The 24,401-nt window shown below is 56.8% G+C and carries 18 protein-coding genes and 1 pseudogene; 4 read left to right on the top strand and 15 right to left on the bottom strand.

The features are described 5' to 3' along the window. From DX909_RS22985 to DX909_RS22970, 4 genes are all read right to left on the bottom strand, one after another. Positions 1-807 (bottom strand): molybdopterin-dependent oxidoreductase, encoded by an 807-nt coding sequence (locus DX909_RS22985; RefSeq protein ID WP_128547575.1) that lies wholly within the window; start codon positions 805-807, stop codon positions 1-3. Continuing rightward, positions 804-1,496 carry a cytochrome b/b6 domain-containing protein gene (locus DX909_RS22980; RefSeq protein ID WP_128547574.1) on the bottom strand — a complete coding sequence of 231 codons (693 nt, stop codon included), beginning with the start codon at positions 1,494-1,496 and terminating at the stop codon, positions 804-806. Before DX909_RS22980 ends, DX909_RS22985 begins: the two co-directional genes overlap by 4 nt. An 83-nt stretch (positions 1,497-1,579) precedes the next feature. Beyond that, positions 1,580-3,784: a S46 family peptidase gene (locus DX909_RS22975; RefSeq protein WP_128547573.1), complete on the bottom strand. Its 2,205-nt coding sequence runs from the start codon at positions 3,782-3,784 to the stop codon at positions 1,580-1,582. Between the two features lie 38 nt (positions 3,785-3,822). Next, positions 3,823-5,169 (bottom strand): NAD(P)/FAD-dependent oxidoreductase, encoded by a 1,347-nt coding sequence (locus tag DX909_RS22970; protein ID WP_128547572.1) that lies wholly within the window; start codon positions 5,167-5,169, stop codon positions 3,823-3,825. A 206-nt stretch (positions 5,170-5,375) separates the two neighbouring features. Here DX909_RS22970 and DX909_RS22965 point away from each other — a divergent pair, with 206 nt between their 5' ends. Continuing rightward, positions 5,376-7,799: a TonB-dependent receptor gene (locus DX909_RS22965; protein ID WP_128547571.1), complete on the top strand. Its 2,424-nt coding sequence runs from the start codon at positions 5,376-5,378 to the stop codon at positions 7,797-7,799. A gap of 7 nt (positions 7,800-7,806) precedes the next feature. After that, positions 7,807-8,751, top strand: a complete 945-nt coding sequence (locus DX909_RS22960) for a DUF4249 domain-containing protein (RefSeq protein ID WP_128547570.1) — start codon at positions 7,807-7,809, stop codon at positions 8,749-8,751. Between the two features lie 102 nt (positions 8,752-8,853). Here the strand turns inward: DX909_RS22960 and DX909_RS22955 are convergent, their stop codons facing one another. Beyond that, positions 8,854-9,957, bottom strand: coding sequence for a chorismate mutase (locus DX909_RS22955; RefSeq protein ID WP_128547569.1), 1,104 nt, complete (start codon positions 9,955-9,957; stop codon positions 8,854-8,856). Positions 9,958-10,201: 244 nt separating this feature from the next. On the opposite strand from DX909_RS22955, the gene DX909_RS22950 reads away from it, so the two are divergent. Together DX909_RS22950 and DX909_RS22945 are read left to right on the top strand one after the other, a co-directional pair. Continuing rightward, entirely contained in the window at positions 10,202-11,413 is a 1,212-nt protein-coding gene (locus tag DX909_RS22950) for a proline dehydrogenase family protein (RefSeq protein ID WP_229311157.1), read from the top strand. Positions 11,414-11,560: 147 nt separating this feature from the next. Beyond that, positions 11,561-12,215, top strand: a pseudogene (locus DX909_RS22945) (lipoprotein signal peptidase); the annotation flags it as partial. 204 nt (positions 12,216-12,419) lie between these two features. Here the strand turns inward: DX909_RS22945 and DX909_RS22940 are convergent. The 10 genes from DX909_RS22940 to DX909_RS22895 form a co-directional block, all read right to left on the bottom strand. Further along, entirely contained in the window at positions 12,420-13,910 is a 1,491-nt protein-coding gene (locus tag DX909_RS22940) for a hypothetical protein (protein ID WP_374755873.1), read from the bottom strand. Positions 13,911-14,261: 351 nt separating this feature from the next. Beyond that, positions 14,262-14,909 (bottom strand): OmpH/Skp family outer membrane protein, encoded by a 648-nt coding sequence (locus tag DX909_RS22935; protein WP_128547565.1) that lies wholly within the window; start codon positions 14,907-14,909, stop codon positions 14,262-14,264. Positions 14,910-14,918: 9 nt separating this feature from the next. Then, the gene (locus tag DX909_RS22930) at positions 14,919-15,557 is read right to left on the bottom strand and encodes an OmpH/Skp family outer membrane protein (protein WP_128547564.1); all 639 of its coding nucleotides are present in this window, start codon (positions 15,555-15,557) and stop codon (positions 14,919-14,921) included. A 52-nt stretch (positions 15,558-15,609) separates the two neighbouring features. Continuing rightward, on the bottom strand, positions 15,610-18,189 hold the full coding sequence (bamA, locus tag DX909_RS22925) for an outer membrane protein assembly factor BamA (RefSeq protein ID WP_128547619.1): 2,580 nt from the start codon (positions 18,187-18,189) through the stop codon (positions 15,610-15,612). Between the two features lie 103 nt (positions 18,190-18,292). Continuing rightward, positions 18,293-19,033 (bottom strand): undecaprenyl pyrophosphate synthase, encoded by a 741-nt coding sequence (gene uppS / locus DX909_RS22920; protein WP_128547563.1) that lies wholly within the window; start codon positions 19,031-19,033, stop codon positions 18,293-18,295. Between the two features lie 239 nt (positions 19,034-19,272). Further along, on the bottom strand, positions 19,273-20,043 hold the full coding sequence (locus DX909_RS22915; RefSeq protein ID WP_128547562.1) for a LytR/AlgR family response regulator transcription factor: 771 nt from the start codon (positions 20,041-20,043) through the stop codon (positions 19,273-19,275). Then, positions 20,043-20,294, bottom strand: coding sequence for a hypothetical protein (locus DX909_RS22910; RefSeq protein WP_128547561.1), 252 nt, complete (start codon positions 20,292-20,294; stop codon positions 20,043-20,045). Before DX909_RS22910 ends, DX909_RS22915 begins: the two co-directional genes overlap by 1 nt. A 39-nt stretch (positions 20,295-20,333) precedes the next feature. After that, positions 20,334-21,476, bottom strand: a complete 1,143-nt coding sequence (locus tag DX909_RS22905) for a sensor histidine kinase (protein WP_128547560.1) — start codon at positions 21,474-21,476, stop codon at positions 20,334-20,336. Further along, on the bottom strand, positions 21,473-22,117 hold the full coding sequence (locus tag DX909_RS22900) for a hypothetical protein (RefSeq protein WP_128547559.1): 645 nt from the start codon (positions 22,115-22,117) through the stop codon (positions 21,473-21,475). The genes DX909_RS22905 and DX909_RS22900 overlap by 4 nt, the downstream gene beginning before the upstream one ends. 59 nt (positions 22,118-22,176) lie before the next feature. Continuing rightward, positions 22,177-24,333 carry a TonB-dependent receptor gene (locus tag DX909_RS22895; RefSeq protein ID WP_128547558.1) on the bottom strand — a complete coding sequence of 719 codons (2,157 nt, stop codon included), beginning with the start codon at positions 24,331-24,333 and terminating at the stop codon, positions 22,177-22,179. Positions 24,334-24,401 lie beyond the last annotated feature (68 nt).

Below are 24,401 nucleotides of genomic sequence, written 5' to 3'. Positions count from 1 at the left end.
TTATAAACCGACGTGATAATCGTAGCCGCGTTCGGCCCAGAAATCCCGGGGGCGGTCGTCGCTGAACCAGATATGGCCGATGCGCTTGAGGTTCTTGACGCCGTATTTGACCGGAATGATCAGCCGCAGCGGGGCGCCGTGCGGAACGGTCAGCGGCTCGCCGTTCATCTCATAGGCCAGCAGCGTCTGCGGGTGCAGGGCGCTGGGCATATCAATGCCCACATAATAGCCGCCGTCCGGTGTTTTCATGCCGACATAACCGAACCGTTCGCCGGAACCGGGCCGACGGCCCAGGTCGTATTTTTCGACAAAATCCGCGAACCGCACCCCACCCCAGTGCTGGATCTGGCTCCAGCCTTCAATGCACTTGAACTGAAAGATAATCTCCTGTTTAGGAAGGGTTTTCAGGTCGTCGAGCGTCAGTTGCAGGGCCGGTTTGCCCGGCTGTTCGACCTGGAGCCGCCAGGCCTCCGGGTCCAGGGCGGTCTTTAAACCGTCCCATCCGTTGACCCGGACCTTCCGGGCCGCTCTTTCCTTCGGAAAGGTTGGAGCCAGGTGGGTCGGGCTGAAATAACTCCCGGCTACGGCCTCGTTGGCCTGAAGCGCTTTCCGGAACGGAGCCGGAATCCCGCCTGCCCGCGGCCGGGTCGTGATCCATTTCCAGATTCCGGCCGGAACCAGGGCCGCCAGCCCGAACCAGGCAAACGCCTTCAGAGTCCGGCGCCGGATCTGCTGGTCGGTCGTCAGTTCTTCGCGATGCGTCTTTCTTTCGGGAAGCCGCTCTCCGGTGTTTTCTTCGGGCGTCATGGCTGCGGGTCGGCGGGTTGAGGGGAAACGACGGAACGGTCTTCCTGCACTTCAAATCCGGCCACCATGCCCCGGAAGTTGTTCCAGCCGGCGCGAATTACCTGGGCGATGTGGACAAAGAAGAACAGGACGTACCCGACGGTCAGAATGAAATGTTCGAGACGGGCAGTTTCATACCCCCCGAGCAGGCCGGTCAGACCGGCAAATTGCGTCGGTTTGTAGATGGCGAGGCCGGTCAGCAGCGAACCGAATCCCATCAGGATGACGGCAGAGTAGGCAATGCGCTGAGCGCCGTTGTACTTGACCTGCGGGGGGGCGGTTTTCCGCAGGCCGAGGTCGTGCAGCGTGACCTGCCAGGCTTCCCGGAACGAGTGCCGGTTCGGAACCAGATACCGCCATTCGCCGAAAATGAGCGTGTACAGTACATACAGCAGGCCGTTGAGCATGAACAGCCACATGAACACGAAATGCCAGGCCATGCCCTCGGCCAGCCGGCGACGCAGCCTGAAAAACTGGTAGAACGAATCCGGGAAAAACTGGATCAGCACGGTATCCCCGATCTGGATTTTATAGGGGTCGTAGGCCCAGTAGATCAGCGTACCGCTCCAGATCATGACGAACAGGATCGGGACGTTGATCCAGTGAAACCAGCGGATCGCCGGCGGGTGTTTGTAGACGAGTTTCTTCATTCCGAAAAAAGAATCGCAGAATCGTGTACCTCCTGCAAGATACGGATTCTGCGATATATACGCCGTCACGGCCGGCAGCGGTTTTACATCCCGACCAGTTCTTTCACCAGCCGGTCGGCCTTGTAGATATACCGCATGGCGGCTACGATGGCTCCGGTATTGACGGAGATGGCCCGGTTGCGGTCCGGCACGAAGATGAAGCTGCCGGGCAGACTTTCCATATTGCCGTCGAACACCAGCCCCACGGCCTCGCGGTTGCGGTTGATGATCGGGCTGCCCGAATTGCCGCCGATGATGTCGTTGGTCGAAACGAAGCACATCGGCTGGCGGAGCAGGGCCGGCGGGGGCGTCAGCCAGCGTTTCGGCAGCGCCCAAGGATCCTTGCCGTTGAAGGAGTAATACCGGTCATACAACCCGGCAAACGTGGTCTGATACGGGGCGATGGTGCCGTTATAGGGATACCCTTTCACGATGCCGTCGTTGATGCGCAGCGAGAAGGTGGCATCGGGCGGAATGCTGGTCCCGTAGACTTCATACAGCAGGCGGCCCAGGTTGCTCCGCAGCACGGCCTGCCGGGCATTGACCTCCTTCACGGTGGCCGAAGCCTGCTGATAACGCGGCACCGAAATCCGGGCCAGCGCCAGCAGCGGGTCATTATCGGCGCTGATGGCCGCCGGGCCTTTGGTGATCAGGTCGTTGATGAAGCCCTGGTCGGTCAGTTTAGTATTGCTTACCAGGTAGGCGGCCGCTTCTTTGGGCGGTTTTCCGTTCAGGGCGGCTTTGACGTAGGGGTCGTCGCTGCCCAGGCCCGTCTGCGCTTCGCCGAGGTGAGCCGCCAGATAGGCTTCTTCCAGCTTGCGGTCGGTCAGTTTCGGCGTCTGGAGCATCCCTTTGATCTGCTCGGCCCGCGCCGGGTTCTGGCGGGCGGCAGCCGCATAGGTTACCAGCAGATGCGCGAAGGTCAGCAGGTCGCCCCGGACCAGTCCGCTGGGGCTGAAATAATTATTGTCCTTATACACCTTACGGAGGTCACTCACATTGGAAGCGATGTTTTCCCAGAGTTTCAGGTTGATGTCGATCTTCGAAGCGAGGTTGTCCGGGCTGGGGGTGCCGGCTCCGTTGGTGTTCGTGGCCGAGCCGGACCCGTTGCCCGAACCGGTGCTGACGCGTGAGCCGCCCCGCCCGGCTTCCAGCCGCTGGGCATCGGCCTTGAACTGGTTTTCGAACGTGGCTTTCCGGGCGAGCAGATACGGGTCCTGGAGCCCTTCGAGCTGGCCGCCGTAGGCCTTGATACTGTTTTCGAAGCTGAAGATTTCGTTCGTGATGCTGTCGCTCTTTGCCGTGGCGTTGTAGGCCTGGAGGGCGCTGGAACGGTTCTTCAGCAGCTGGAGGATGTAGGGAATCCGGAGATCGCGGTCGTATTCCAGTTCGGCGACGGTTTTCAGGCGCTCGGTGCTGCCCGGATTACCGGTTACGAATACCGGCTCGTTTTCCCGGATACCGTTCGGATTGAACTTGAAGAAGTGGGTCGTTTTCAGCGGCTTGCCGTTGTCGTATACCCGGAAGAACGAGCAGTCGAGCACGTAGCGCGGATAGGTGAAGTTGTCGGGATCGCCCCCGAAGAAGCCCAGTTGCAGTTCAGGCATGAACACCAGCCGGACATCGTTATACCGCTTGAAGCCGTACAGCGAATACCGCCCGCCGTTGTAAAACGTAACGGTTTGCAGTTCAAGCCCCTGCCAGCCCTGCCGGGACTGATACTCCTGCTTGATGGCGGCAAATTCCCGTTCCCGGAGCTGAAGCTGTTCGGCTTCGGATTTCCCGGCGGCCATGGCCGTCTGCACCCGTTTGGTGATGTCCTCCAGCTTCAGCAGCTGATCCACATAGAGATTAGGCACTTTCCGTTCTTCCGCCGGCGTTTTGGCAAAAAAGCCGTTGTCGTTCAGGTTTTCGCCTCTCCGCTGCACCCCCGTTCCCGACTCGCGGGCGCAGTGGTGGTTGGTCATGACCAGCCCGTCGGCCGACACGAAAGAGGCCGAGCAGTAATCGGCGAAACGCAGTGACGCCAGCCGGACCTCCTCGAACCACTTGTCGTCGGGGGTAAAGCCGTAAGTTTTCTGAAAATAGTCTTTCGGGGGCGTGTCGAACGTCCACATCTTGCCCATATCGAATGGGCCGGCTTTGACGGTGTCGGGATTGAAGGCGGCCTGCGGAGGCTGGGCAGGCGCCACCAGCCAGGCTCCCAGCAGGAGGGTGGTCAGGAAGGGCCGGAAGGTCAGTTTTATCATACCAGTAATAGGTCTTGAACAGGGTCTGTGGTTCAAGATTAACCTAATTCGTTCTTCATTACAAACTCCTGAGCCTCTTTATCGTCTTTCCGCACGAAAGGCCGGATAATCAGACGGGTTCCGCGTTCGTAGGTAAAAAGTCGGTAGGCCCAGTTGCTCAGGACGATGAGTTTGCTCCGGAAGCCGACGAGGTAGTAAATATGGACGAAAAGCCAGGTGACCCAGGCGAGAAAACCGCCCATGTGGACGTTGCCGGGCAGGTCGGCCACGGCGCGGCTGCGGCCGATGATGGCCAGAGAGCCTTTGTCGAAATACTCGAACTCCTCCGGCTTTTCGTTGCGAACCATCCGGACGAGGTTTTTCGCCAGGTGCTGGCCCTGCTGGATGGCCGGCTGGGCGAGACCGGGGTGCCCGTTCGGGTATTTGTCGGTTTTCATCAGCGCGATGTCACCGATGGCGAAAAGGCCGGGGAAACCCTCGACCTGGTTATACCGGTCGACCAGGAGCCTGCCCCCGCGGGCGACTACCTCTTTCGGCAGGCCGTCGATGAGTGCGCCGGTTACGCCGGCGGCCCAGATCACCGTCTGCGTACGGATCTGCTCCCCGCCTTTCAGCGTCACGGTTTCGCCGTCGTAGTTCTCGACCAGGGTGTTGAGCCGGATCAGAATCCCCATTTTTTCGAGGTATTCGTGCGTTTTTTTACTGGCCTCGGGCGACATCGGGGGCAGCACGCGGTCGAGCCCTTCGATAAGGTAGATCTTCATCCGGCTGAAATCCAGGCCCGGGTAATCCCCCGGCAGGACGTGTTTCCGCATCTCGGCGATGGAACCCGCCACCTCGACGCCCGTCGGCCCGCCCCCGACGATAACGAAATTCAGCAGGCTCTCCTGTGCGACGGGGTCGCGGGTGATGCTGGCCTGCTCGAACGACTGGAGCAGCTGGCTGCGCAGGTTGAGCGCTTCCGGGATGGTTTTCAGCGGAAAGGAAAATTTCTGCACCTGCTCATTGCCGAAAAAGTTGGCCTTGGTGCCGGTGCTGATGACCAGATAGTCGTAGTGCAGTTCACCGATCAGCGTCGTAACCACTTTCCGGGCGGGATCCACGCCCGTTACCCGAACGAGCCGGAAATGGAAGTCGTCATAATCCTCATCGAACAGCTTGCGGAGCGGCTCGGCAATGGCGTCCGGTTCCAGCCCGGCCGTGGCGACCTGATACAGCAGCGGCCAGAACCCGTGATAGTTCTGCTTATCGAACATCACGATCTGAAAACCTTTGTTTTTCAACTTCTTGACCAGGTTGATACCACCAAATCCCCCTCCGATTACCACCACCCGGGGTTTGGTCGTTTCAGGTATATTGAGCGAAAGTTTATCAAATTTCAGCATAGGAGTATGAAGACAAGCGTGTCTTGATCAGTCTCTTCCTTCAATGACATGATTTTGCTGAAATTTGTTTTTTCCCTGCCGGAAAAGTTAATGAAAGCGGGAAGTAGTATTCTCTCTTTTCCAACTTCCGCATACTAATCCGAGTCTGTTATTCGTAATACATGCGGACCACACCGGCCTGCGCGTTACCAATGGCCTGCGCGTTTATGAAGCATTCTTTCCTTCTCGTTTCTCTTGGTTTATTGCTGACTGGGGCCGCCTTTGGCCAGCCGACCGCTCCGGGTCGAAGACCGGAGGCTTCCCGATCCGTGGTCACGGTCAGCGGCTACGTTCATGAACGGGGCAGCCGCGAGGCCCTGATCGGCGTCAGTGTGTATCTGCCCGGCACCTCCACCGGAACCACCACCAACACCTACGGTTTTTATTCGCTCACCCTCCCGGCGCAGGACAGCCTCCGGCTGGTTTTTTCCTTTGTCGGCTACGAGCCGGTGCAGCAAACCGTCGCCTTCCGGAAAAACACCGAACTGAACGTGCTGCTGACGCCCGGGCGCGTCCTCTCGGAAGTGACCGTCACGGGCAGCCGGACCGGCGAGGAGAAGGTCAGCGAAAGTCCGCAGATGAGCGCCATCGACGTGCCGGTGGCTCAGATCAAGAAAATACCGGCTTTTCTGGGCGAGAAAGACGTGTTGAAAGTACTGCAGCTGATGCCGGGCGTCCAGAAAGGGTCCGAGGGCAGCACCGGCATCTACGTCCGCGGGGGCGGCCCCGACCAGAATCTGATCATCCTGGACGATGCCGTGGTCTACAACGCCAACCACCTGTTCGGCTTTTTCTCGGTGTTCAACGGCGATGCGCTCAAGAGCGTCGAGCTGATCAAAGGCGGTTTTCCGGCCCGCTACGGCGGGCGGCTTTCCTCCGTAATCGAGATGAACATGAAGGAGGGAAACAAGGAACAGCTTCACGGAGAGGGCGGCATCGGGCTGATCGCTTCGCGGCTGACGCTCGAAGGGCCGATTCAGAAAGGCAAATCGTCGTTTCTGGTATCGGCCCGGCGCACCTACCTCGACTTCGTAGCCCGGCCCATCATCAAACAGCAGTCGGGCGGGGAAACCATTGCCGGGTATTATTTTTATGATCTCAACGCCAAGGTGAATTACGACTTCGGTCCGAAGAACAAGCTGTATCTCAGCGGGTATTTCGGCCAGGACCGCTTTTACGCCCGCGACCGGAAGGAAGGCGTCAACATCGGCCTGAACTGGGGCAACGCCACCGGAACGCTGCGCTGGAACCACCTTTTTTCGGATAAGCTCTTCGCCAATACGTCGCTCATTTTCAGCAATTACAAATTTCAGATTTCCTCCGATGAGGAGAGCTTTGAGGGAGACGACGCCTTTTCGCTCCGGTACAACTCCGGCATCCGCGATTACTCCCTCAAATACGATCTTGATTTCTACCCGTCTCCGCAGCATTCGCTCCGGTTCGGGGCCCAGACGACGATGCACCGCTTTACGCCCAGCGCGGTGGTGCTGAAAAGTACGATCATCAACCAGTACAAACAGGAGGTCGATGCGATCAACGTGCTGGAATCCGGCCTGTATGCCGAGGACATCTGGCGACCCACGGCCCGCTGGCGCATCAACGGGGGCATCCGGCTAAGCCATTTCATGCACGATCAGGTGAACTACCTGCGGCCCGAACCCCGGCTGTCGGCGGCCTTTGTGCTGAAGCCCAACCTCTCGCTGAAGGCTTCCTACGCCCTCATGAACCAGTACGTACACCTGCTGTCCAATACCGGCATCGGCCTGCCGACCGACCTTTGGGTGCCGACCACCGACCGCGTCAAACCGCAGCAGTCCGAACAGGTGGCCGTCGGGGTAGCGAAGGACTTTGCGGAAAAAGGGCTGTCGCTGACCGTAGAGGGCTACTACAAAACGATGAAAAACATCATCAACTACCGCGAAGGAGCCAGCTTTCTGCTCGTGAACGACCCCACTTCGGCCGACAAGGTGCGCTGGGAAGACAACGTAACCAGCGGCAAAGGCTGGTCATATGGCGCCGAGGTGCTGCTTCAGAAGAAGGTCGGGCGGTTTTCGGGCTGGATCGGTTACACGCTTTCCTGGACGCAGTGGCAGTTTGCCGAACTGAACTTCGGGAAGAAGTTCTACCCGCGCTACGACCGGCGGCACGACGCTTCCATCGTCGGCATCTACGAACTCAGCCCCCGGATTACGCTCTCGGGCGCCTGGGTATACGGCACCGGGCAGGCCCTGACCGTTCCGACGGGCCGTTATCAGGCCAACCGGCACCTTCCCATCAAAGACCCTTATTTTGGAGGCAGTCTTCCCTATCTCGCGTTTGGGGAGGAGGTGAACGAATACGGCTCCCAAAAGAATACCTTCCGGGCCGAGCCTTACCACCGGATGGACCTGAGCATTCAGTTTCACAAGAAGAAAAAGCACCACGAACGGACCTGGGAGTTCAGCGTATATAACCTTTACAACCGGCGTAACCCGTTCTTCTATGATCTGGATGCCAAGGAACAGGGCCAGGGCCAGCCGACGAAAACCGTGCTGTACCGGTATTCGGTGTTTCCGGTCGTGCCGTCGGTAAGTTATAATTTCAAGTTCTGAGCCGGTTATGAAACGATATATTGTTGTATTGCTCGGTCTGGCGGGATGGCTGACGGCCTGCGACAGCCTCAAACAGGAAGTCGATCCGGACCTGGTGAACGCCGGCAGCGAAAAGCTGGTGGTCACCTGTTTCCTTGCCCCGCAGGATACGATTCTGGTAGCTAACGTTGCGCTTTCCCGGCCGGTTTTGGGTGAAAACGTCAGCTATGATACCCGCCGAAAAGACGCGGTGATCACTCTTTCCGAAGGAAGCCGTTCCGTCCGCTTCAAAATCCGCGAGGGCAACGTGCCGGGTGGGTTTTACTATTATGTCGACCCGAAGGAGTTTCCCATCGAGGCCGGAAAAACCTACACCCTGAATGTCGGAATTGCCGATGGAAGAAAAGTACAGGCGAAGTGTACGGTACCACATCCCGTCATTCCCGACGACATCGTGCTGGATTCGGCCCTCACCCTCCGGAATGGTTTTTCCGGAAAGGAGTTTCTGGTCCGGCTGCGCTGGCTGGACCCGTCAGGAGAGAAAAACTTTTATCGGGTCGGCGGTATTTTCAAGTACCGGGCTGCACCAATCAATCCAAGAGATACGACGACCATTCGCTGGCAAAGCAACCTTATCGATTTCCGGCGGAATCGGGAAACCCGGGATCTGATCGACGACCGCGGGAACGACGGTACGACTCTGGCTTCACCCCGAGGGAAATTCAACATTGGAAACAACGACAACCAGACTACACTGGCTCAGTTTCTATCCGTTTACCAAAACGCCGAACTGGAAATTGACCTGCTTCATACGGACGAAAACTACTACCGGTATCACGAAGCGGTATTTCGCCAGGACCAAACCGGAGGCAATCCCTTTGCCGAACCGATCCTGATCCCCACCAACATCGAAGGGGGACTGGGCTGCTTCGGGGCCTATAACCGCTCGACCCGCTCCTTTACGCTGAAGTAAACGGGCAAACCGGTTTCCCTATTAAACCAAAAACCGGTGAGGAGCCTGACCCCTCACCGGTTTTGCATCATAATCCCTTCAGAAGGCTGAACCCGATTCAGGTCAGGCGCTCTGCTCGTTGCTGTTCATGACTTCGGTCTGCTTCCGGATCGACTCCATGTGGATGATCTTGTAGATCTCTTCCACGAGTTCGGGATACAGACCCATTTTTTTGCCCAGCTTGGCGCGGGACTCGTGGACTTCTTTCCAGCGGTCGGGCTGGAAGATGGTCACGTTATTTTCCTTCTTGTATTCGGCCAGTTTCTCGACCAGGGCCATCCGGGCGGCCAGTACTTCGATCAGCTGCCGGTCGACATTGTCGATTTTCTGACGGATCTGCTCCATGGCGCCTTTAAAGTCGACGTTCGGAGAATCCACGTTACGAATGTGCAGATGCTCAAGCATTTCACCAAAAGCTGCGGGGGTCAGCTGCTGGGCCGCGTCGCTCCACGCCTTGTCGGGATCGATGTGCGACTCGACGATCAGACCGTCGTAGTTGAGATCCATCGCCATCTGGGCCAGTTCCTGCAGGTAAGCGCGCTTGCCGGCCATGTGGCTCGGGTCGCCGATGATGGGCAGGTCCGGGAAGGTCGACTTCAGTTCGATCGCCATCTGCCACAGCGGAATGTTGCGGTATTTGGAAGCTTCGCCGGTGGAGAAGCCCCGATGAATGGCGGCCAGTTTGGTAATGCCGGCGCCGGCGATCCGCTCGAAGGCACCGATCCAGAGGGCCAGATCCGGGTTGACCGGGTTTTTGACCAGCACAGGCACGTCGACTCCGCGCAGGGCATCGGCGATCTCCTGAACGTTGAAGGGGTTCACGGTCGTCCGGGCCCCTACCCACAGGATATCGACGCCATATTTTAGGGCCAGTTCGATGTGCTCGGGCGTAGCGACTTCCACGGCAAACGGCAGACCGGTTTCTTCCTTCGCGCGCTGAATCCAGGGCAGGGCTTCTTTCCCCATTCCCTCGAAACTACCGGGCCGCGTCCGGGGCTTCCAGACGCCGGCACGAATGGCGTGGACGGTGCCCAGCCGGCTCAGCTGGCGGGCCGTTTCCACTAATTGCTCTTCTGTTTCCGCGCTGCACGGCCCTGCAATAATCAGCGGCTTTCCATTGGTATCGATCCAGCTGTTTAACGGCAGGACTTCTAAACTTGGCTTCATACTTGTACTCGATTCAGATGATAACTGCTATTAGTATACAGGAACTATTTGGTTACTTTTTTTTGTATATTAGCTGGAAACTAACTGTTTTTCAGCTAACTTTGCATCCCATTTTGCATCGGCAACAAACACACGGAAAAAGTAGTTTAGTGTTGTTGTTAGGAATCCCGAAAACTAGTTTTAACTTTCGGGTCACAAGTCGGTGCATAAGACAGTGACTATGTCAAACCGAAGTAAATCTTCTATGCCAACGACCGTCAAACGGGCAAATTCGATTAAGCCCGTCTCGTTTGAAGACACGTCGATTGCCTTCTCCTCCCAGTCCAACGGGAAACTTCTGAAAACGTATTGGTTGTTTGCGTTGATGAATCGAGGCTGGGTGGTAAATTTAGGTACTTTTTTTATAAAACTGGCACTTAAGCTTCAACTTCCTGTAAAAAAACTCATCAAGAGCACCATTTTTGAACAATTCTGCGGGGGCGAAACCATCCGGGATTGCGAAAAAACGATCCAGAAACTGCACGACGGTAATATCGGAACGATTTTGGATTATTCCGTGGAAGGAGAGGACAACGAAAAGTGCTTCGACGAAACTGTTCAGGAAATCCTGAGAACCATCGACCGGGCCGGCGAGTCCAAAGACATTCCTTTTTCCGTTTTTAAAATCACCGGTATTGCCTCGACCGAACTGCTCGAAAAAGTGCAGAGCGGTGAGACGCTGACCGAAGAGGAGCAGGCCGCTTACGACCGCGTTCGTCAACGGGTCGATGCGCTCTGCCGCCATGCCTGTGAACGGAACGTCCGGATTTTCGTGGATGCCGAGGAAAGCTGGATTCAGGAAACCATCGACGAGCTGACCTATGAGATGATGGACAAGTACAACCATCACCAGTGCATCGTTTATAACACCTACCAGATGTATCGCTGGGACAGCTTCGAGAACCTGAAGAAGGCCACCGAAACCGCCCGGAAAAAGGGGTACTACCTGGGCGTCAAACTGGTTCGGGGTGCCTATATCGAAAAAGAACGCATCCGGGCCCACGAAGGCGAATACCAGGACCCGATCCACCCTACGAAGGAGGAAACCGACCGCGACTTCAACCAGGCCATCGACTTCTGTCTCGAATACCGCGACACGATCTCCTTCTGCCTGGGAACCCATAACGAATACAGCTCTCAGTACTGCATCCGCAAAATGCTGGAACTGAAAATCAACCCCGGCGACCCGCACGTCTGGTTCGCCCAACTGCTGGGAATGAGCGACAACATCTCGTATAACCTGGCTAATGCCGGATACAACGTAGCCAAGTACGTTCCCTACGGGCCGGTCGAAGCCGTCATGCCGTACCTGTTCCGCCGGGCTGAAGAGAACAAATCGATTTCCGGCCAGAGCAGCCGTGAATATCGGCTGATAAAAAGCGAACTGAAGCGCCGGAAAAATGCCGGCAGACAGTGATTTTAATTTAAGGGTCGAGGAGTTGGGGAGTTAAAGCGTTCTTTTCCTTCATCGACTTCTCAACCCTTAAACACATAAACTCCCGAACTTTCACCCGGCTGGTCGCTGGCCGACACGGACCACCCGGGTGATTTTATTTTTTGAGTCATGGTGAAAAAAAGCCCGCTGAAGTTTTTCCTCTTCGCTCTGGCGTTGATTATCCTCGATCAGGCCGTTAAACTGCTGGTCCATTTTAACATGGAACCGGGGTTTGCCGGGCAGATCCGGCTGATCGGCGACTGGCTGAAACTGCATTACGTTCTGAACCCGGGTATGGCCTTCGGCATGCAGCTCGGGCATGAATATGGGAAACTGCTTCTGAGTCTTTTCCGGCTGGTGGCCATGGCCGGGATCGGCTGGTACCTGGTACATCTGGCGCATCGCGGGGCTCCCAACGGGCTATTGTGGGCCATGGCCATGATTCTGGCCGGAGCTGTCGGCAACGTCATCGACAGCACCTTCTACGGCGTTCTGCTCGACAATGCCCCCTATGGCTCTACCACCCCCTGGTTTCACGGCCAGGTGATCGATATGATCTTCGTCGATGTCTGGGAAGGGTTCCTGCCCGACTGGGTTCCGGTCTGGGGAGGTCAGTATTACTCCACCCCCATCTTCAACATCGCCGACTCGTGTATTTTTGTCGGCGTCTGCATCATCCTGTTCTTCCAGCGTCGCTTCTTCCGTGAACAGCCTGAAGAAGACGTCCTGCTGCCCGAAGACCCCTCGCCGACCGACGCATCCGTTTTGCCGGCGGCCGAACTGGAAGCCTCGACCGACGAGACTGCTCATGAGGACCGGAAACGCAGCCCGGGCAGTACGGAGGAACCGGAGACACCACCCGTTTTGCAGTCATCGAACGATCCGGAGGCCGTCCATCGCCCCCGAACCCCGGAAGAAGGCAATCTCTCCTGAACAAAAAACCGCCCTGGCTTACCAGGGCGGTTTTTTATGCCGGTAAGGAATCGGTTCAGGGCCGGTTCAGGCTTGCGGCTTCATTTTCCTCCAGGGGCGTAAAGTCTTTGAAAGTCCGTTTCAGGGCCTTGTCGGTGGCCTCCTTCTTACTTTCCCAGCCGGCATCCAGTTCCAGCGCCACCAGACCGGAAAGGCTCATCGACGACCGGAAATCATCCAGCTTTTTAATAAAGTCCGGATTCCGGCGGGTGGCTTTCAATGCAAATTCCCGGGCGAATACGTCGCCCTTGTTCTGAAGTTCGCTCTTTTTGCTCATGACGTAGTTGAAGCGGTCGAGCAGGTCCTTCATCGACTTTCCGATAACTTCGGTCGCTTCCAGGGTGCCCATCGTCATGACGGCCGTTCCGCCGATGGCCGAAATCAACCGCTGATTCTGCTGGGCGCTGGGGCTCGATTTGGCCGAGGTAATGGCCGGGGTAACGCCTGTGACGGCCCCCAGCGAGGCATTGGCGACGGAGCGATTGCGCTTGCCCTTTTTCGCTTTCCGGTAACTTCTCTTCAGTTCCTCCTCTTTCTCGCCCAACTGCTCCAGCAGGTTCCAGGCATTGACCATCGCCTGGCGGTACTGGATGTAATAATAACGGTCCTTTTCTCCCTCGTTGACGGCATTGTACACCGTAAAATTCACCCGGCGCTCGGCACGGTTCTGGGCCTTGTCGAGCGTAAAAAACACGATCTGGAACGCCAGCGAGTCATACGGATCCTTGACGAAATCATACCCCGGCTTCCAGATGAATTCGTAGTTGGTCGGGGCGTTCTTTCTGAGGGAGCTTTTCGGTACATCCTGGCTTTCGGACAGAAAGTCGAAGGTCGTCAGGTCATCGTCACCGTTTGGGTCGCTCAGGTAAAATTTAAGATTTACAGTGGCATTTTCCTTGATCCGGATGCGCGGGTCTTCCGGCACGACGGCAATTTCGGGCGGCAGATCCATCTGCGTTACCTCGACTTTCAACCGTCCTTTGGTACGGGATTTGGCGGGCTGGTCTTCCACCCAGAATTCGATGTACTGTGACTTGTTGTTCTTCAGCAGATTGAACTGGTTCAGAGACAATTGCCAGGTCAGTTCACCCTGTGCGGACAGTCTGGAGCCTTCCGGCATCTGGTCGGTAATGGGAATGAAAACGAGCGGGTCGTTATCTTCGTCGCGAACGACATTACCGTCCATTTTATAAATATTCTGCGTTTTATAGCGAACGTAAAAAGGCCGCAGATCACCGATGACCGGGGGCCGGTTGACATGCTGCACCCTGAAATCGACCGATTGAGTAGTGGTTTCGCCCTGCCGGGTCCGGGCTCCGAAAATCACCGGAATGGTCTTTACCGTCGTAATCCGGTCGGCAATGTCGAAGCCGGGCGTCCAGCGGAAATGACCGGTGGAGTCGAGCGCCATGCCCTCCATCTGCCCCTGTTCGATAAAATAGGTAATCGAGTCGGACCGGGTACCGGTCACTTTCAGCGTGACGTCGATCGTATGGCCCTCAGGCACAACGTTCCAGTTCGGCTGCTGGGGTAGGACGATTTGAAGGGACCTGGATTCCTGAGCAACACATGTCAATCTGGTTAAGAACAGTACAAAGGCAACAATGCTCCCTATCTTTTGGTACATAATAAATTGTCCCACCGATGGTTTTAAGTGTAACGTAAAATTAATAGATACATTTTAGGCGGAAGAAAAACATCGGTAAAATTGATTCAGCGATAACAAATAAAAATATAGAATTGTACTTATTTAATACAAACTTGTCATAATAGGTTTACCTTTCCGAATCGCTTCCGGGGCAGAAAAACGAAAAGCCGCTCCGATTGGAGCGGCTTTCGAAGGTACTTATACGTCAGATCAGTTCTTTTTCGGAGCGGCAGCATTCTGCTGCGGAGCCGGCTTGGCCTGATTGGCGTTCGGCTGGGCAGCGGCCTGCTTCGACGGCGGGTTTACACCCATTTTCCGGAATACCAGATCCGTAATGTTATTGTCTTCCGGAGCGTACAGCAGAATAGGAATCGTACCGGCACCGGCGTCGAGGTTAAACACGTAGGTATAACCGCTTTCTTTGGCAACGGCGTCGATGTTCTTCTGGATTTTCTCCATCACCGGGTTGACCAGCTGGTTGTATTTGGTCTGGAGGGTGACACTGGAGTTCTGCTGGAACTCCTGAATGCGCTGCTGCAGACCCTGCAGTTCCTTCTCCTTATCGGCTTTGATCACCTCCGACATCTGGCCCTGTCCTTTCTCGTAAGCGGCCAGTTTGTCTTCAAACTCCTTCGACATCGTCTTGAAGTTATTCTCCAGCTGCGTGCGCTGGATGGTAATCTGGTTCTGAATATCTTTGAATTCCGGCATATTCTGCAGGATGTACTCCATATTCGTATAACCAATCTTCACAGAAGCTACTGCAGCCGCCGGGGTGGCCGGTTGCTGTGCCTGCGCCCACACCTGGCTACTACCCAATAGCAGAGCTGCTGCCAGTGCAATGAGTTTATTTTTCATTCGAACTTGTTATTTTGGTTGTTTTGTTGGTTTGCTTGCATTAGACCTGGACGGACCTGCCGGGTTTAATTCCGGTTCCGCCGGCGTGCCGGCCGCATCGACGGCGGCCGTTTTCCCGTTCTTCTGATCGTTTGCCAGCCCGAGTTCCTCCAGAACGTAATCCGTATAATCATGCCGCGGGTTGGTGTAAAGCATCACCACGCCCTCGCTGGCTTTATCGAATACGAAATCGAGTCGTTTCTGGGCGGCAATCTTATCGATGGCCCGCATCACCGTCTCGGTGACCGGCTTCATCAACTCTTTCTTTTTCTGGAACAACATCCCCTCGTAACCGAACACCTTGTTGTTGTATTCCCGGGCCTCCCGTTCTTTTTCGCTGATAATCCGCAGTCTGTCCCGCTTCATATCCTCCGTCAGCAGGATTTCCTCGGCCTGATAGGTTTTCTGCAACTTATCAATCTCCGTGTACTTGTCCTGAATGTCTTTCGACCACTTGTCGGCAAACTTGTCGATTTCGGTCAGCGCCTTCTGGTAGTCAGGCATCTTGCTGGTAATGAATTCCGAATCGACGTAACCAAACTTCTGAGCCTGAACGGGTCCAAGCGCCGAAAAGAAAAGCAAAGTTACAAAAATTACTCCTTTTTTCATGACATTTTTTGCTGACGTTCAATAGTTTTCAAACGTCAGACCGGCCGGTTTCTTATCTGATTTGCTGCCCGATGGTGAAGTGGAACTGCCCACCCGGTCCCGGACGCTGGGCACCCGGCATCCGGTCGAAGCCATATCCGTAGTCGATCCCGATCAGACCGAAAGCCGGCATGAAGATCCTGGCCCCCGCGCCGACGGAGCGCTTCAGATCGAAGGGATTGAAGTTGCTGAAACTCCCCCAGTTGTTCCCGGCTTCGAGGAAGCCCAGCACGAAGATCGTGGCCGACGGGTTGAGCGATACCGGGTAACGAAGCTCCATGATGTATTTGCTGAAGGCCAGACCGCCCCGCGCCCGTTCCTGGGCCGTCGGCGTAATGCCGTTCATGCCCGTGTAGACGTCGCGGTCGTTATAACCCCGCAGACCGATGATGTCCTGCGCCAGAGCGAACTGCCCCGTACCGGCCAGACCCGACCCCCCCAGAACGAACCGTTCGAAGGGGCTGAAGTCGGTTTTGGCGCTGTACCGGCCCAGGAAGCCCATGTGGGCCCGGGCGTTCAGCACCAGCTTGCCCGTGACGGTGGCGAACCAGCTCGCGTCGAACATCCATTTGTGGTATTCGACCCACTTGTAGCGGTTCTCGACGGTCGATTCGAACGCCTTGCTGCCCAGGGCCGAATACGGGGGCGTCAGCGTACCGCTCAGCGAGAAGGACGAACCGCCCCGCGGGAACTGCGGGTTGTCGATGCTGTTTCGGGCCAGCGTCGTGTTGAACGTGATGCTGTTGGAGATCCCGTTCCGCAGACCGATCCCGAAGATATCGTAGTTATTCAGCTCGTACCGCTGGTAGGTCAGCGAATTGCTGAGCTGGAAGTAGTCGTCCGGGAACCGCAGACGGCGGCCCAGACCGAGCGAAATCATCGTGTTGCCGTACGACCCGATAAAATCCTTCCCGTAGCGGGTTGGGTTGGTGTACAGGTTCGTGTAGTCGGAGATCCGGTAGATCGTCCGGGCCACGCTCAGCGAGAAGGCGTTCGGGCGCTTGCCGCCGAGCCAGGGCTCGGTGAACGTCAGGGAGTAGGTCTGGAACTGGCGGCCGTTGGCCTGGAACCGCAGCGCCAGTTTCTGGCCGTCGCCCGCCGGCAGCGGCCGCCAGGCTTTGAGGTTCATAATATTGCGGGCCGAGAAGTTGTTGAACACGAGGCCCAGCGTTCCGACAAAGCCGACGTATCCACCCCAGCCGCCGGAAAGCTCGATCTGGTCGCTCGGTTTTTCCTCGACGGTATATTCGATGTCGACCGTACCGTCGGGCTGCGGAACCGGGTTGATCCCGATCTTCTCGGGATCGAAATAGCCGAGCGTCGCCAGCTCGCGCTGGGTCCGGATGATGTCGGTCTTGCTGAATTTCTGACCGGGCAGCGTTCGGATTTCACGAAGCACGACGTGGTCGCTGGTCTTGGTATTTCCGTTCAGGATGATGCGGTTGATTGTGGCCTGCTTGCCTTCGAAAATCCGGAACTCGACGTCGATGGAGTCGCCTTCCACGCTTCGGATGACGTCGTCGGCGTTAAAATACAGGTAGCCTCGGTCCATGTATACCGAGCTGAGGTCACTGCCCGGATTGCCGTTCTTCCGCTTTTCGATATCTTCCTTACTGTAAAGATCGCCTTTCTTGAGGCCCAGCACTTCGGTCAGCTGCTCGTCGGTGTAAAGGTAGTTACCCTCCCACGAAATCGACCGGATAAAGTACTTCCGGCCCTCGTCGATGTTCATGACGATGTTGACGCTGCTGTTGTCGTACGCGTAGACCGAATCGAAAGTAACGGCCGCGTCGCGGAAACCTTCCTTGTTATAGAATTCGATGACCTTTTGCTTGTCTTCCTCGAACTTCTTGGGAATGAACTTGGAAGGCGTAAACAAACGGCCGAAGCGCTTCTGCTTCGTGCCCTTCATTTTCAGACGGATCCTGGACTCTTCCACCTGCTCACGGCCGCGGATTTCGATGTTGTTGATCTTGACCTTGTCCCCTTTCTCGATCGCCACCCGCATGGTGGCCTGGTTGCGCGTACTGTCGGTCGGGACGGTCGTGATCTGGACTTTGGTGTTCAGGAAGCCTTTTTCGATGAAGTACTTCTTCACGCTGAGCTGCGTGTTCTTGATCAGCGTATTGGAGATCAGGCGTCCGAGGTTCAGTTTGACCTTGTCTTTCAGGGCGTCCTGCTCGGATTTCTTGATACCGACGAAGGTGACCTTATACAGACGGGGCTGTTCCTTGATGGCGACGTTGAGGGTGAGCTGGTTGCCTTCCACTTTCGTCACCAGCACCTCGACATCTTCCAGCAGGCCCTGGCTCATCAGCCGCTTGATGGCGCCGTTGATGCTTTCCCCCGGAATCCGGATTTTGTCGCCCACCTTCAGGCCGGTCAGCGACAGCAGGGAGTTCGGGTCGAGGTACTTGTTTCCGGTCACGCTCAGTCCGGCGATTTCGTATTCTTTCGGATCGTTATAATTGATCTCGATGGGAGCGTTCGGGGCCGGCGACGCCTGGCCGGACGTGATGCGTCCGCCACCGAAACCGGGTCGGATCTGCGCCTGGCCGGGTAAAGCCAGCAGCAGAATCATGGCTACCGCCATCACGCCCCCAAAAATGATTTTGTTACTCAAGGATACCAATGTGGTAGGAGTTGATTTCATGTGTTACCCAACTGACTGGAAAACGAAAAAGCGTTCGGGCCAACTACTTTACCAGCTGCTCGCTGGTCTTTCCAAAGCGTCGTTCACGGTTCTGATAGGCCAGAATGGCTTCCCACAAATGGGGCTTGCGAAAATCGGGCCAGAGTACATTCTCAATGATATATAACTCGGCATAAGCGAGTTGCCAGAGCATAAAGTTGCTGATCCGGTGATCCCCACCCGTCCGGATCATCAGGTCGACATCGTCGATGCCGTCCGTCGCCAGTGAGTGGGAGAAGAGTTCCTCATCGATCTGATCGGGCGACAGCGTTCCCTGTTCCACCTGGCGGGCAATTTTGCGCGTGGCTTCCAGGATGTCCCATTTTCCGCTGTAACTCAGGGCCAGGATCAGGTTCAGACCGTCGTTTTGCTCGGTCATCCGCATGGCTTCGGACAGCTCCGACCGGCAGTCACCCGGCAGCGTATCGATGCTTCCGATGGTCGACAGACGCACGTTGTTTTCCATCAGCGTCGGGATTTCCGAGCGGATGGTGTGTACCAGCAACTGCATCAGAGCGTCGATTTCGTATTTGGGACGAGCCCAGTTTTCGGTAGAAAATGTATAGAGAGTCAGATACTTCACGCCCAATTCCGCACATCCTTCGGTGACTTCCCTGACGGATTTGATGGCATTCCGGTGGCCGAATACCCGCGCAGCGCCCTGCCGTTTGGCCCAGCGTCCGTTTCCGTCCATAATAACGGCTATGTGTCGGGGCAGATTGCTCAGGTCAATGAGTTCTTTCATTCAGCCGGATCGGTTTTAACAAACTTTAAGTTTTTTAGAACCACAAAGTTACTGAAAGTACCCCAATAAGCATTCACAGGAAAATGTTAAAGATTCAAAAAAACGCAGGCGGCAGGCAAAAGGGGGACAGGCAGAAAAGGCTGCCGGGCTGCGAAGCGTTTCGAAAACGCACAGCCTTTGCACCTTTTCCGCCTTTTTCAGTCATCTATTCTCTTTATCAGGCTGGAACGGCCTCAAATTCATAATTCAAGCAACGCCCGGAGGTTATCGTTGAAGGCGCTTCCGCTGATGAGCTGCGTCGCTTTTTTATCGCGCATGATCACCAGAAATTTCCCGCTGAAATACTTCTGGATCTCCCGGATGTGCCTGGAATTGAGCAGCGTCGAGCGGCTTACGCGAACGAAGGTATCCGGCAGTTTCTCCTCCAGGGTGCTGATGGTATAACTGGTCAGATACTGCTGCCCGTCGGTCGTATGCAGAAAGACGTATTTGTCTTCGGCTTCAAAATAGGAGACCTCGGCCAGCGGGACAAGCAGGATACGGTCGCCCGTCCGGACACTGATCGAATGGAGTTCCCGTTTCGGCTTCAGCAGTTCCAGTACGTGCCGCAGATCGGGGCCGGGACCGGCCGGAGACGATTGGGTTTTCCGGATCCGATCGACGGTCTTTTCCAGCCGCTCCGGCTCGACCGGTTTCAGCAGGTAGTCGATGGAGTTCTCTTCGAACGCCCGGACGGCGTAGTCGTCATAGGCCGTGGCAAAAACCACCATCGGCAGGTAGGGCAGTTTCGCCAGCATCTCGAAACCGTTCATGCCGGGCATTTCGATGTCCAGAAATACGATGTCCGGCTCCAGGACGCTCACGGCCTTCAGGCCCTCCAGGCCGTTGACGGCCTCGCCCACAATCTCGAAGGTATCTTCAAACCGGCCCAGAAGCCGCCGGAGACGGCTGAGGGCCAGCGGTTCGTCGTCGACGAGCAGGGTTCGGAGCGGAAATCGGGAAGTCGTCATCAGACTTTCAGTTTTAACGGACGGCGGTGCGATCCCTGGGCGTTCGAACCGGCTTTTACGAAGAATTTGCGGACCCACTGGCCCTTCCACAGCCACAGCCCGGACAGAATGACCAGCGGCATGATGACGGCTTTCACCATCAGGGCGGCTTCCGGTATCCCGGCCACCGGCCCGTAGATGTAGCCGAGAATGGGAATGCCGGCGATCAGGTGCAGCCAGCGTATGATTTTACGTTCGGTCGATGCTTTCATTGGAAAATAGAGTTTGAGGTCCCGGCAGTTCTTCGGCACTCAGGCACCGGCGGTTTTGAGGTCCGGTACGACCGGCTGTACGGGCCGGGCACCCGGTTTCAGTTCGACGATCACTTCCTTCAGCGGCTGGTTCTGCACCAGCATCCGGGCCTCCTCGCCGTACAGCAGCCGGAGTTTGTCCTGAACGCTCTGCAACCCGTAGCCGGCCACCAGTTCGACCGGGAAGGCCGGGCCGTTGTCATGTATATGAAAACGGAGCCTGCCGCCTTCCTCGGTGATGCGGACGATGATGGCGCCCGGCCCGGCAATTTTGGAAATACCGTGCTTGATGGCGTTCTCGACCAGCGGCTGAAGCAGAAACTGCGGAATCTGAACCTCGTTCAGCTTCGGGTCGGCGAGGTCGATGCGGTAACTCAGCCGGTCACCGAAACGAACCTGCTCCACGTCCAGATACGTCCGGACCATCTCCAGTTCGTTGGCGATCGAATTGAAATACTGATTTTTCAGGCCGGTCGTATACCGGAACAGCTTCGACAGCAGCAGCACCATGCGCTCGGCCCGGTCCGGGTCGTCGTGCACCAGGCTGGCGATGGAATTCAGGGCGTTGTATAGAAAATGCGGGTTGATCTTGGCCTGGAGCGCTTCCAGTTCCGCCCGGGTTTTCTGCTGCTGCATCTGGAGCAGCTGGTATTCCTGATCCGTGATCTTCCGGGTGAAGGTGCGGGCCTTCTGCTGGAAGTAAAAGAAGGCGTTCCCGACCAGAATCGGCGACAGCACGTACAAGATCGAGATGTTATTCCGGGAGGAACGCGGTATGTCCTCGACATTGATGTATTTGATCAGCCAGGTTCGCCAGATCAGGTTGTTGACGATCATCATGGTCACGAGCAGCAGGCCGGACAACACCAGATGCTGCCGCCAGCCCGGCCGGAAACGATGCGCAAACCGGCTGAACAGCAGACAGGCCAGCAGCACCGAAACCGAGTTGATCAGGTTGCTGGCCAGCACCAGCAGCGTGACGCCCTTGACTTCGGTTTTGGGCTGGATCAATTCCAGCGTGAAATAAATGATCCCGCTGAGCCCGTAGACCATCAGGGTCATGACCCCGATGGCCAGCACCCAGTCCCGGGCATTGTTGGTGTCGAATACGCTTCGGCGCGCTGATTTTCTGCTTAACTTCATTGGCTGCACTGACTGAGCAGGTACTGGTTGGTATCTTGGCCCCAGTTGGGGTGGATGGTCGATGCCGGTTTGAAGGTAGCAAATTTTTCGGCGGCCTGTTTCAGCATCGGGCAGGCCGCGGTTTTGCCGCCCCCATACTGCTCGGGCGTGTAAAACAGCGATTGTCCCTGCAAAGCATAAATCCTCGGATTGTCGGGATTCTTCCCTTTGGCCTTCTCCAGATAACCCTGGAATTCCGGCACGTACTGCTGCCAGCGGTTTTCAGGATCGACCGACAGGCGGGCGCCGGCAATCTGGGCCGCCAGCACCATGGTTTCGTCACTGTCGGCCTGCTGCTTCGAAACCGCCTTCAGCAATTCACCCGCCTTGTCGAGGTAGGCGTCTTTTTTGGCGGCTTCGGTTTCCTTCACCGACAGAATGGCGTAAGTATAAGCCGCCCAATAGGCCGGCAGCCACTCGCCGGTTTCGGCGCTGCCGATGCGCTCGAACTGCCCGGCCAGCTGCTGCAGTTCTTCCTTAGGCGCCATGAACTTCACTTTGGCGATGGCGGCTTCCATCGCCTTCACGTACTTTTCATTCTGCGCACGGGCGCCGGCGCCCACCGTCAGGGCAAGGGTCAGGAGAAGCAGGATTCTTTTCATGGTTTCAGACAAATTAATTGGTTGAAAAATTAGAAATAATTTATTGAAAATCAGACCGTTTATTTTGCCTCCTCCGGTACCGCCAGATTCCGGCCGATGTTCATGCTGACACCGATGAAGAACGTGCGGTAGGAAGGCGGAATGATCGGATACTTCCGCGAACCGTCGGGCGAATACCGGTAGCCGTAGATGTTGCGCGTCCCCAGCACATTGTCCAGACTGGCGTAGATGACGAAGAAGTTTCGTTTGATCGTGGTGATGTAACTGGCACTCAGGGCCAGACTGCTGAAAGGTTTTGTCCGGTCGGTCAGGAAGGTTTCGCTCTGCGGATTATAGTAGGGCCGCCCGCTCGCGACGGCCCAGGAAGCCCCGAGGTTCGACTTCAGGAAGGAGACGTAATGCTTGTAGACGAAGGAGGCCGTGTGGGTCGAGGCAAAGGTCGGCATCGTCTTCACGGGATAGTTGGCGAACACCCGCTTCGTATCCAGATACGAGTACGACACCCAGTAGTCGATATTTTTGAAGGATTTCCGGTCGCGCCAGAACAGGTCGATGCCCTGCGCGTAGCCGTGGCCGCCGTTGTCGGTCGAACTGCCGGGATACCGGTACGGATTCGGGTCGAACCGCCCGGCCGCCCGCTCCCGCACCAGGTTCAGGTACTTCTTGAAATAGCCCTCGACGCGGAAGGTGCGTTCGTTTCTGATGACCTGGTAGTTCAGAATCAGGTGCCGGGCCTGTTCGAAGCCCAATGAGCGGTTCGTCAGCAGATATTTGTTGTCCGGCGTCTGGAAAAACTGCCCGGCGGCCAGCGAAACCTGCCCGTAGGCACCCGTCTTGTAGGCCATCGACAGCCGGGGCGCCACGTTGAACCGCCCGATCAGCGAACTGCCCTCTCCCCGAAACCCAAGCCGAACGGCCAGTTTCCGGCTGACATAGACCTCGGCCTCCGTGAAAACCGCCGAATAGACGTCGGTCAGCGTCTGTTGCCGGGAGCCGTATCGGTTCTCATACTGGTAGCCGTGCAGTTCCCCGCCCGCCATCACGGTGACGTCTTTCGACACCATGCGTGACAGGATCACCCGGCCCTGAAGGCGCTCGTCGGTCCGTTCCACGTCGGTCGTGTCGATCCCGATGCGGTCGCGGTTGTAGCTGTAGGAAGCCCCGGTCTGTAGTTTCCAGGCCCCCTCGGCCCAGGAGGTCTGGTAGGTGTTGGTCGTGAAGAAATTCCGGTTCCGGACTTTGTAGGCCACCGGGCGGTAATCGGACGTAAAATCCCGGAACTCCATGGCGGTATAGCTGTCGCCATAAGTGGTATAGTTCTTGAAAAGGCCGTTCCTGCCGACCTCCCCTTTGTAGATGACCGACCCGCCGACGGCCTCGGCGGGGTGCAGCCAGCGGACGTTCATCTTCGTCAGTCCGATAAACGGCCGGAGGTTGGTGTATTGCGCCCCGACGATCAGCTTGTCCTTCACATAGCCCGACACCGCCACCCCGGCGAGGTTGGCGTTGATGTTCATCCCGTTGTTGACGCCGGTTTTGTCGGTGGTATTGAGCAGCAGCACGCTCGACAGGGCCTGCCCGTACTGGGCCGAGTAGCCGCCCGTGCTGAAAGCCGTGCCCCGGAACAGAAAAGCCGGGAAGCGGTTTCGGGCTGCAATGTCCGGCCCGCTCGCGAAGAACGGGTTCTGGACCACCATTCCGTCGATGAGGGTTTTGGTCTCCCCCGCCGAGCCGCCCCGCACGAACAGGCCCTCCGTCTCGCCCACCCGCGACGCACCCGGCAGCAGGTTCATCACCGCGTTGATGTCGGCCCCGCCCCCGGCCGTGGTATAAATATCCATCGGTTTCAGCACCGTGAGCCGCTTTTCGTCGCTGGCCTCGAAGGTTCCGGCAGTGATGACGACGGTGTTGAGCAGATTGGCGGCCTCCTCCAGCCGGAAGGTCAGCTGGAGGGCCGGCTGGTCGAGCCGGATTTTTTGCTGATGGGGTTCGTACCCGATGAAGCTGACGGCGACGGTGGCCGTATCCCGCTGTTCGGTCTGAAACCGGAAGTGGCCGGTCGAATCGGTGTTGACGCCGTCGTAAGTACCTTTAATGTAGACGTTGGCGCCCGGCAGGGCGTTACCCCTGCGGTCGGTGACCTGGCCGGTCAGAGTGGTTTGGGCCCGGCCGAAAGCCGGAAGCAGAAGTGCGGATAGGAGGAGAACGAGTTTCATGACGGATAGCCTGCGAACCGTTTGGTGATTCAAAGCTATCCGTCATGCCCGCCGTCCGGGAGCCGTTT

Origin of the sequence: Larkinella soli (assembly GCF_003703975.1) — a bacterium.
Lineage (GTDB): Bacteria > Bacteroidota > Bacteroidia > Cytophagales > Spirosomataceae > Larkinella > Larkinella soli.
This window is presented reverse-complemented; position numbering and strand designations above follow the sequence as displayed.

Coding starts and splice junctions, on each gene's coding strand:
- DX909_RS22985 (WP_128547575.1), bottom strand. CDS start 807: ATGACGCCCGAAGAAAACACCGGAGAGCGGCTTCCCGAAAGAAAGACG.
- DX909_RS22980 (WP_128547574.1), bottom strand. CDS start 1,496: ATGAAGAAACTCGTCTACAAACACCCGCCGGCGATCCGCTGGTTTCAC.
- DX909_RS22975 (WP_128547573.1), bottom strand. CDS start 3,784: ATGATAAAACTGACCTTCCGGCCCTTCCTGACCACCCTCCTGCTGGGA.
- DX909_RS22970 (WP_128547572.1), bottom strand. CDS start 5,169: ATGCTGAAATTTGATAAACTTTCGCTCAATATACCTGAAACGACCAAA.
- DX909_RS22965 (WP_128547571.1), top strand. CDS start 5,376: ATGAAGCATTCTTTCCTTCTCGTTTCTCTTGGTTTATTGCTGACTGGG.
- DX909_RS22960 (WP_128547570.1), top strand. CDS start 7,807: ATGAAACGATATATTGTTGTATTGCTCGGTCTGGCGGGATGGCTGACG.
- DX909_RS22955 (WP_128547569.1), bottom strand. CDS start 9,957: ATGAAGCCAAGTTTAGAAGTCCTGCCGTTAAACAGCTGGATCGATACC.
- DX909_RS22950 (WP_229311157.1), top strand. CDS start 10,202: ATGCCAACGACCGTCAAACGGGCAAATTCGATTAAGCCCGTCTCGTTT.
- DX909_RS22935 (WP_128547565.1), bottom strand. CDS start 14,909: ATGAAAAATAAACTCATTGCACTGGCAGCAGCTCTGCTATTGGGTAGT.
- DX909_RS22930 (WP_128547564.1), bottom strand. CDS start 15,557: ATGAAAAAAGGAGTAATTTTTGTAACTTTGCTTTTCTTTTCGGCGCTT.
- bamA (WP_128547619.1), bottom strand. CDS start 18,189: ATGGCGGTAGCCATGATTCTGCTGCTGGCTTTACCCGGCCAGGCGCAG.
- uppS (WP_128547563.1), bottom strand. CDS start 19,033: ATGAAAGAACTCATTGACCTGAGCAATCTGCCCCGACACATAGCCGTT.
- DX909_RS22915 (WP_128547562.1), bottom strand. CDS start 20,043: ATGACGACTTCCCGATTTCCGCTCCGAACCCTGCTCGTCGACGACGAA.
- DX909_RS22910 (WP_128547561.1), bottom strand. CDS start 20,294: ATGAAAGCATCGACCGAACGTAAAATCATACGCTGGCTGCACCTGATC.
- DX909_RS22905 (WP_128547560.1), bottom strand. CDS start 21,476: ATGAAGTTAAGCAGAAAATCAGCGCGCCGAAGCGTATTCGACACCAAC.
- DX909_RS22900 (WP_128547559.1), bottom strand. CDS start 22,117: ATGAAAAGAATCCTGCTTCTCCTGACCCTTGCCCTGACGGTGGGCGCC.
- DX909_RS22895 (WP_128547558.1), bottom strand. CDS start 24,333: ATGAAACTCGTTCTCCTCCTATCCGCACTTCTGCTTCCGGCTTTCGGC.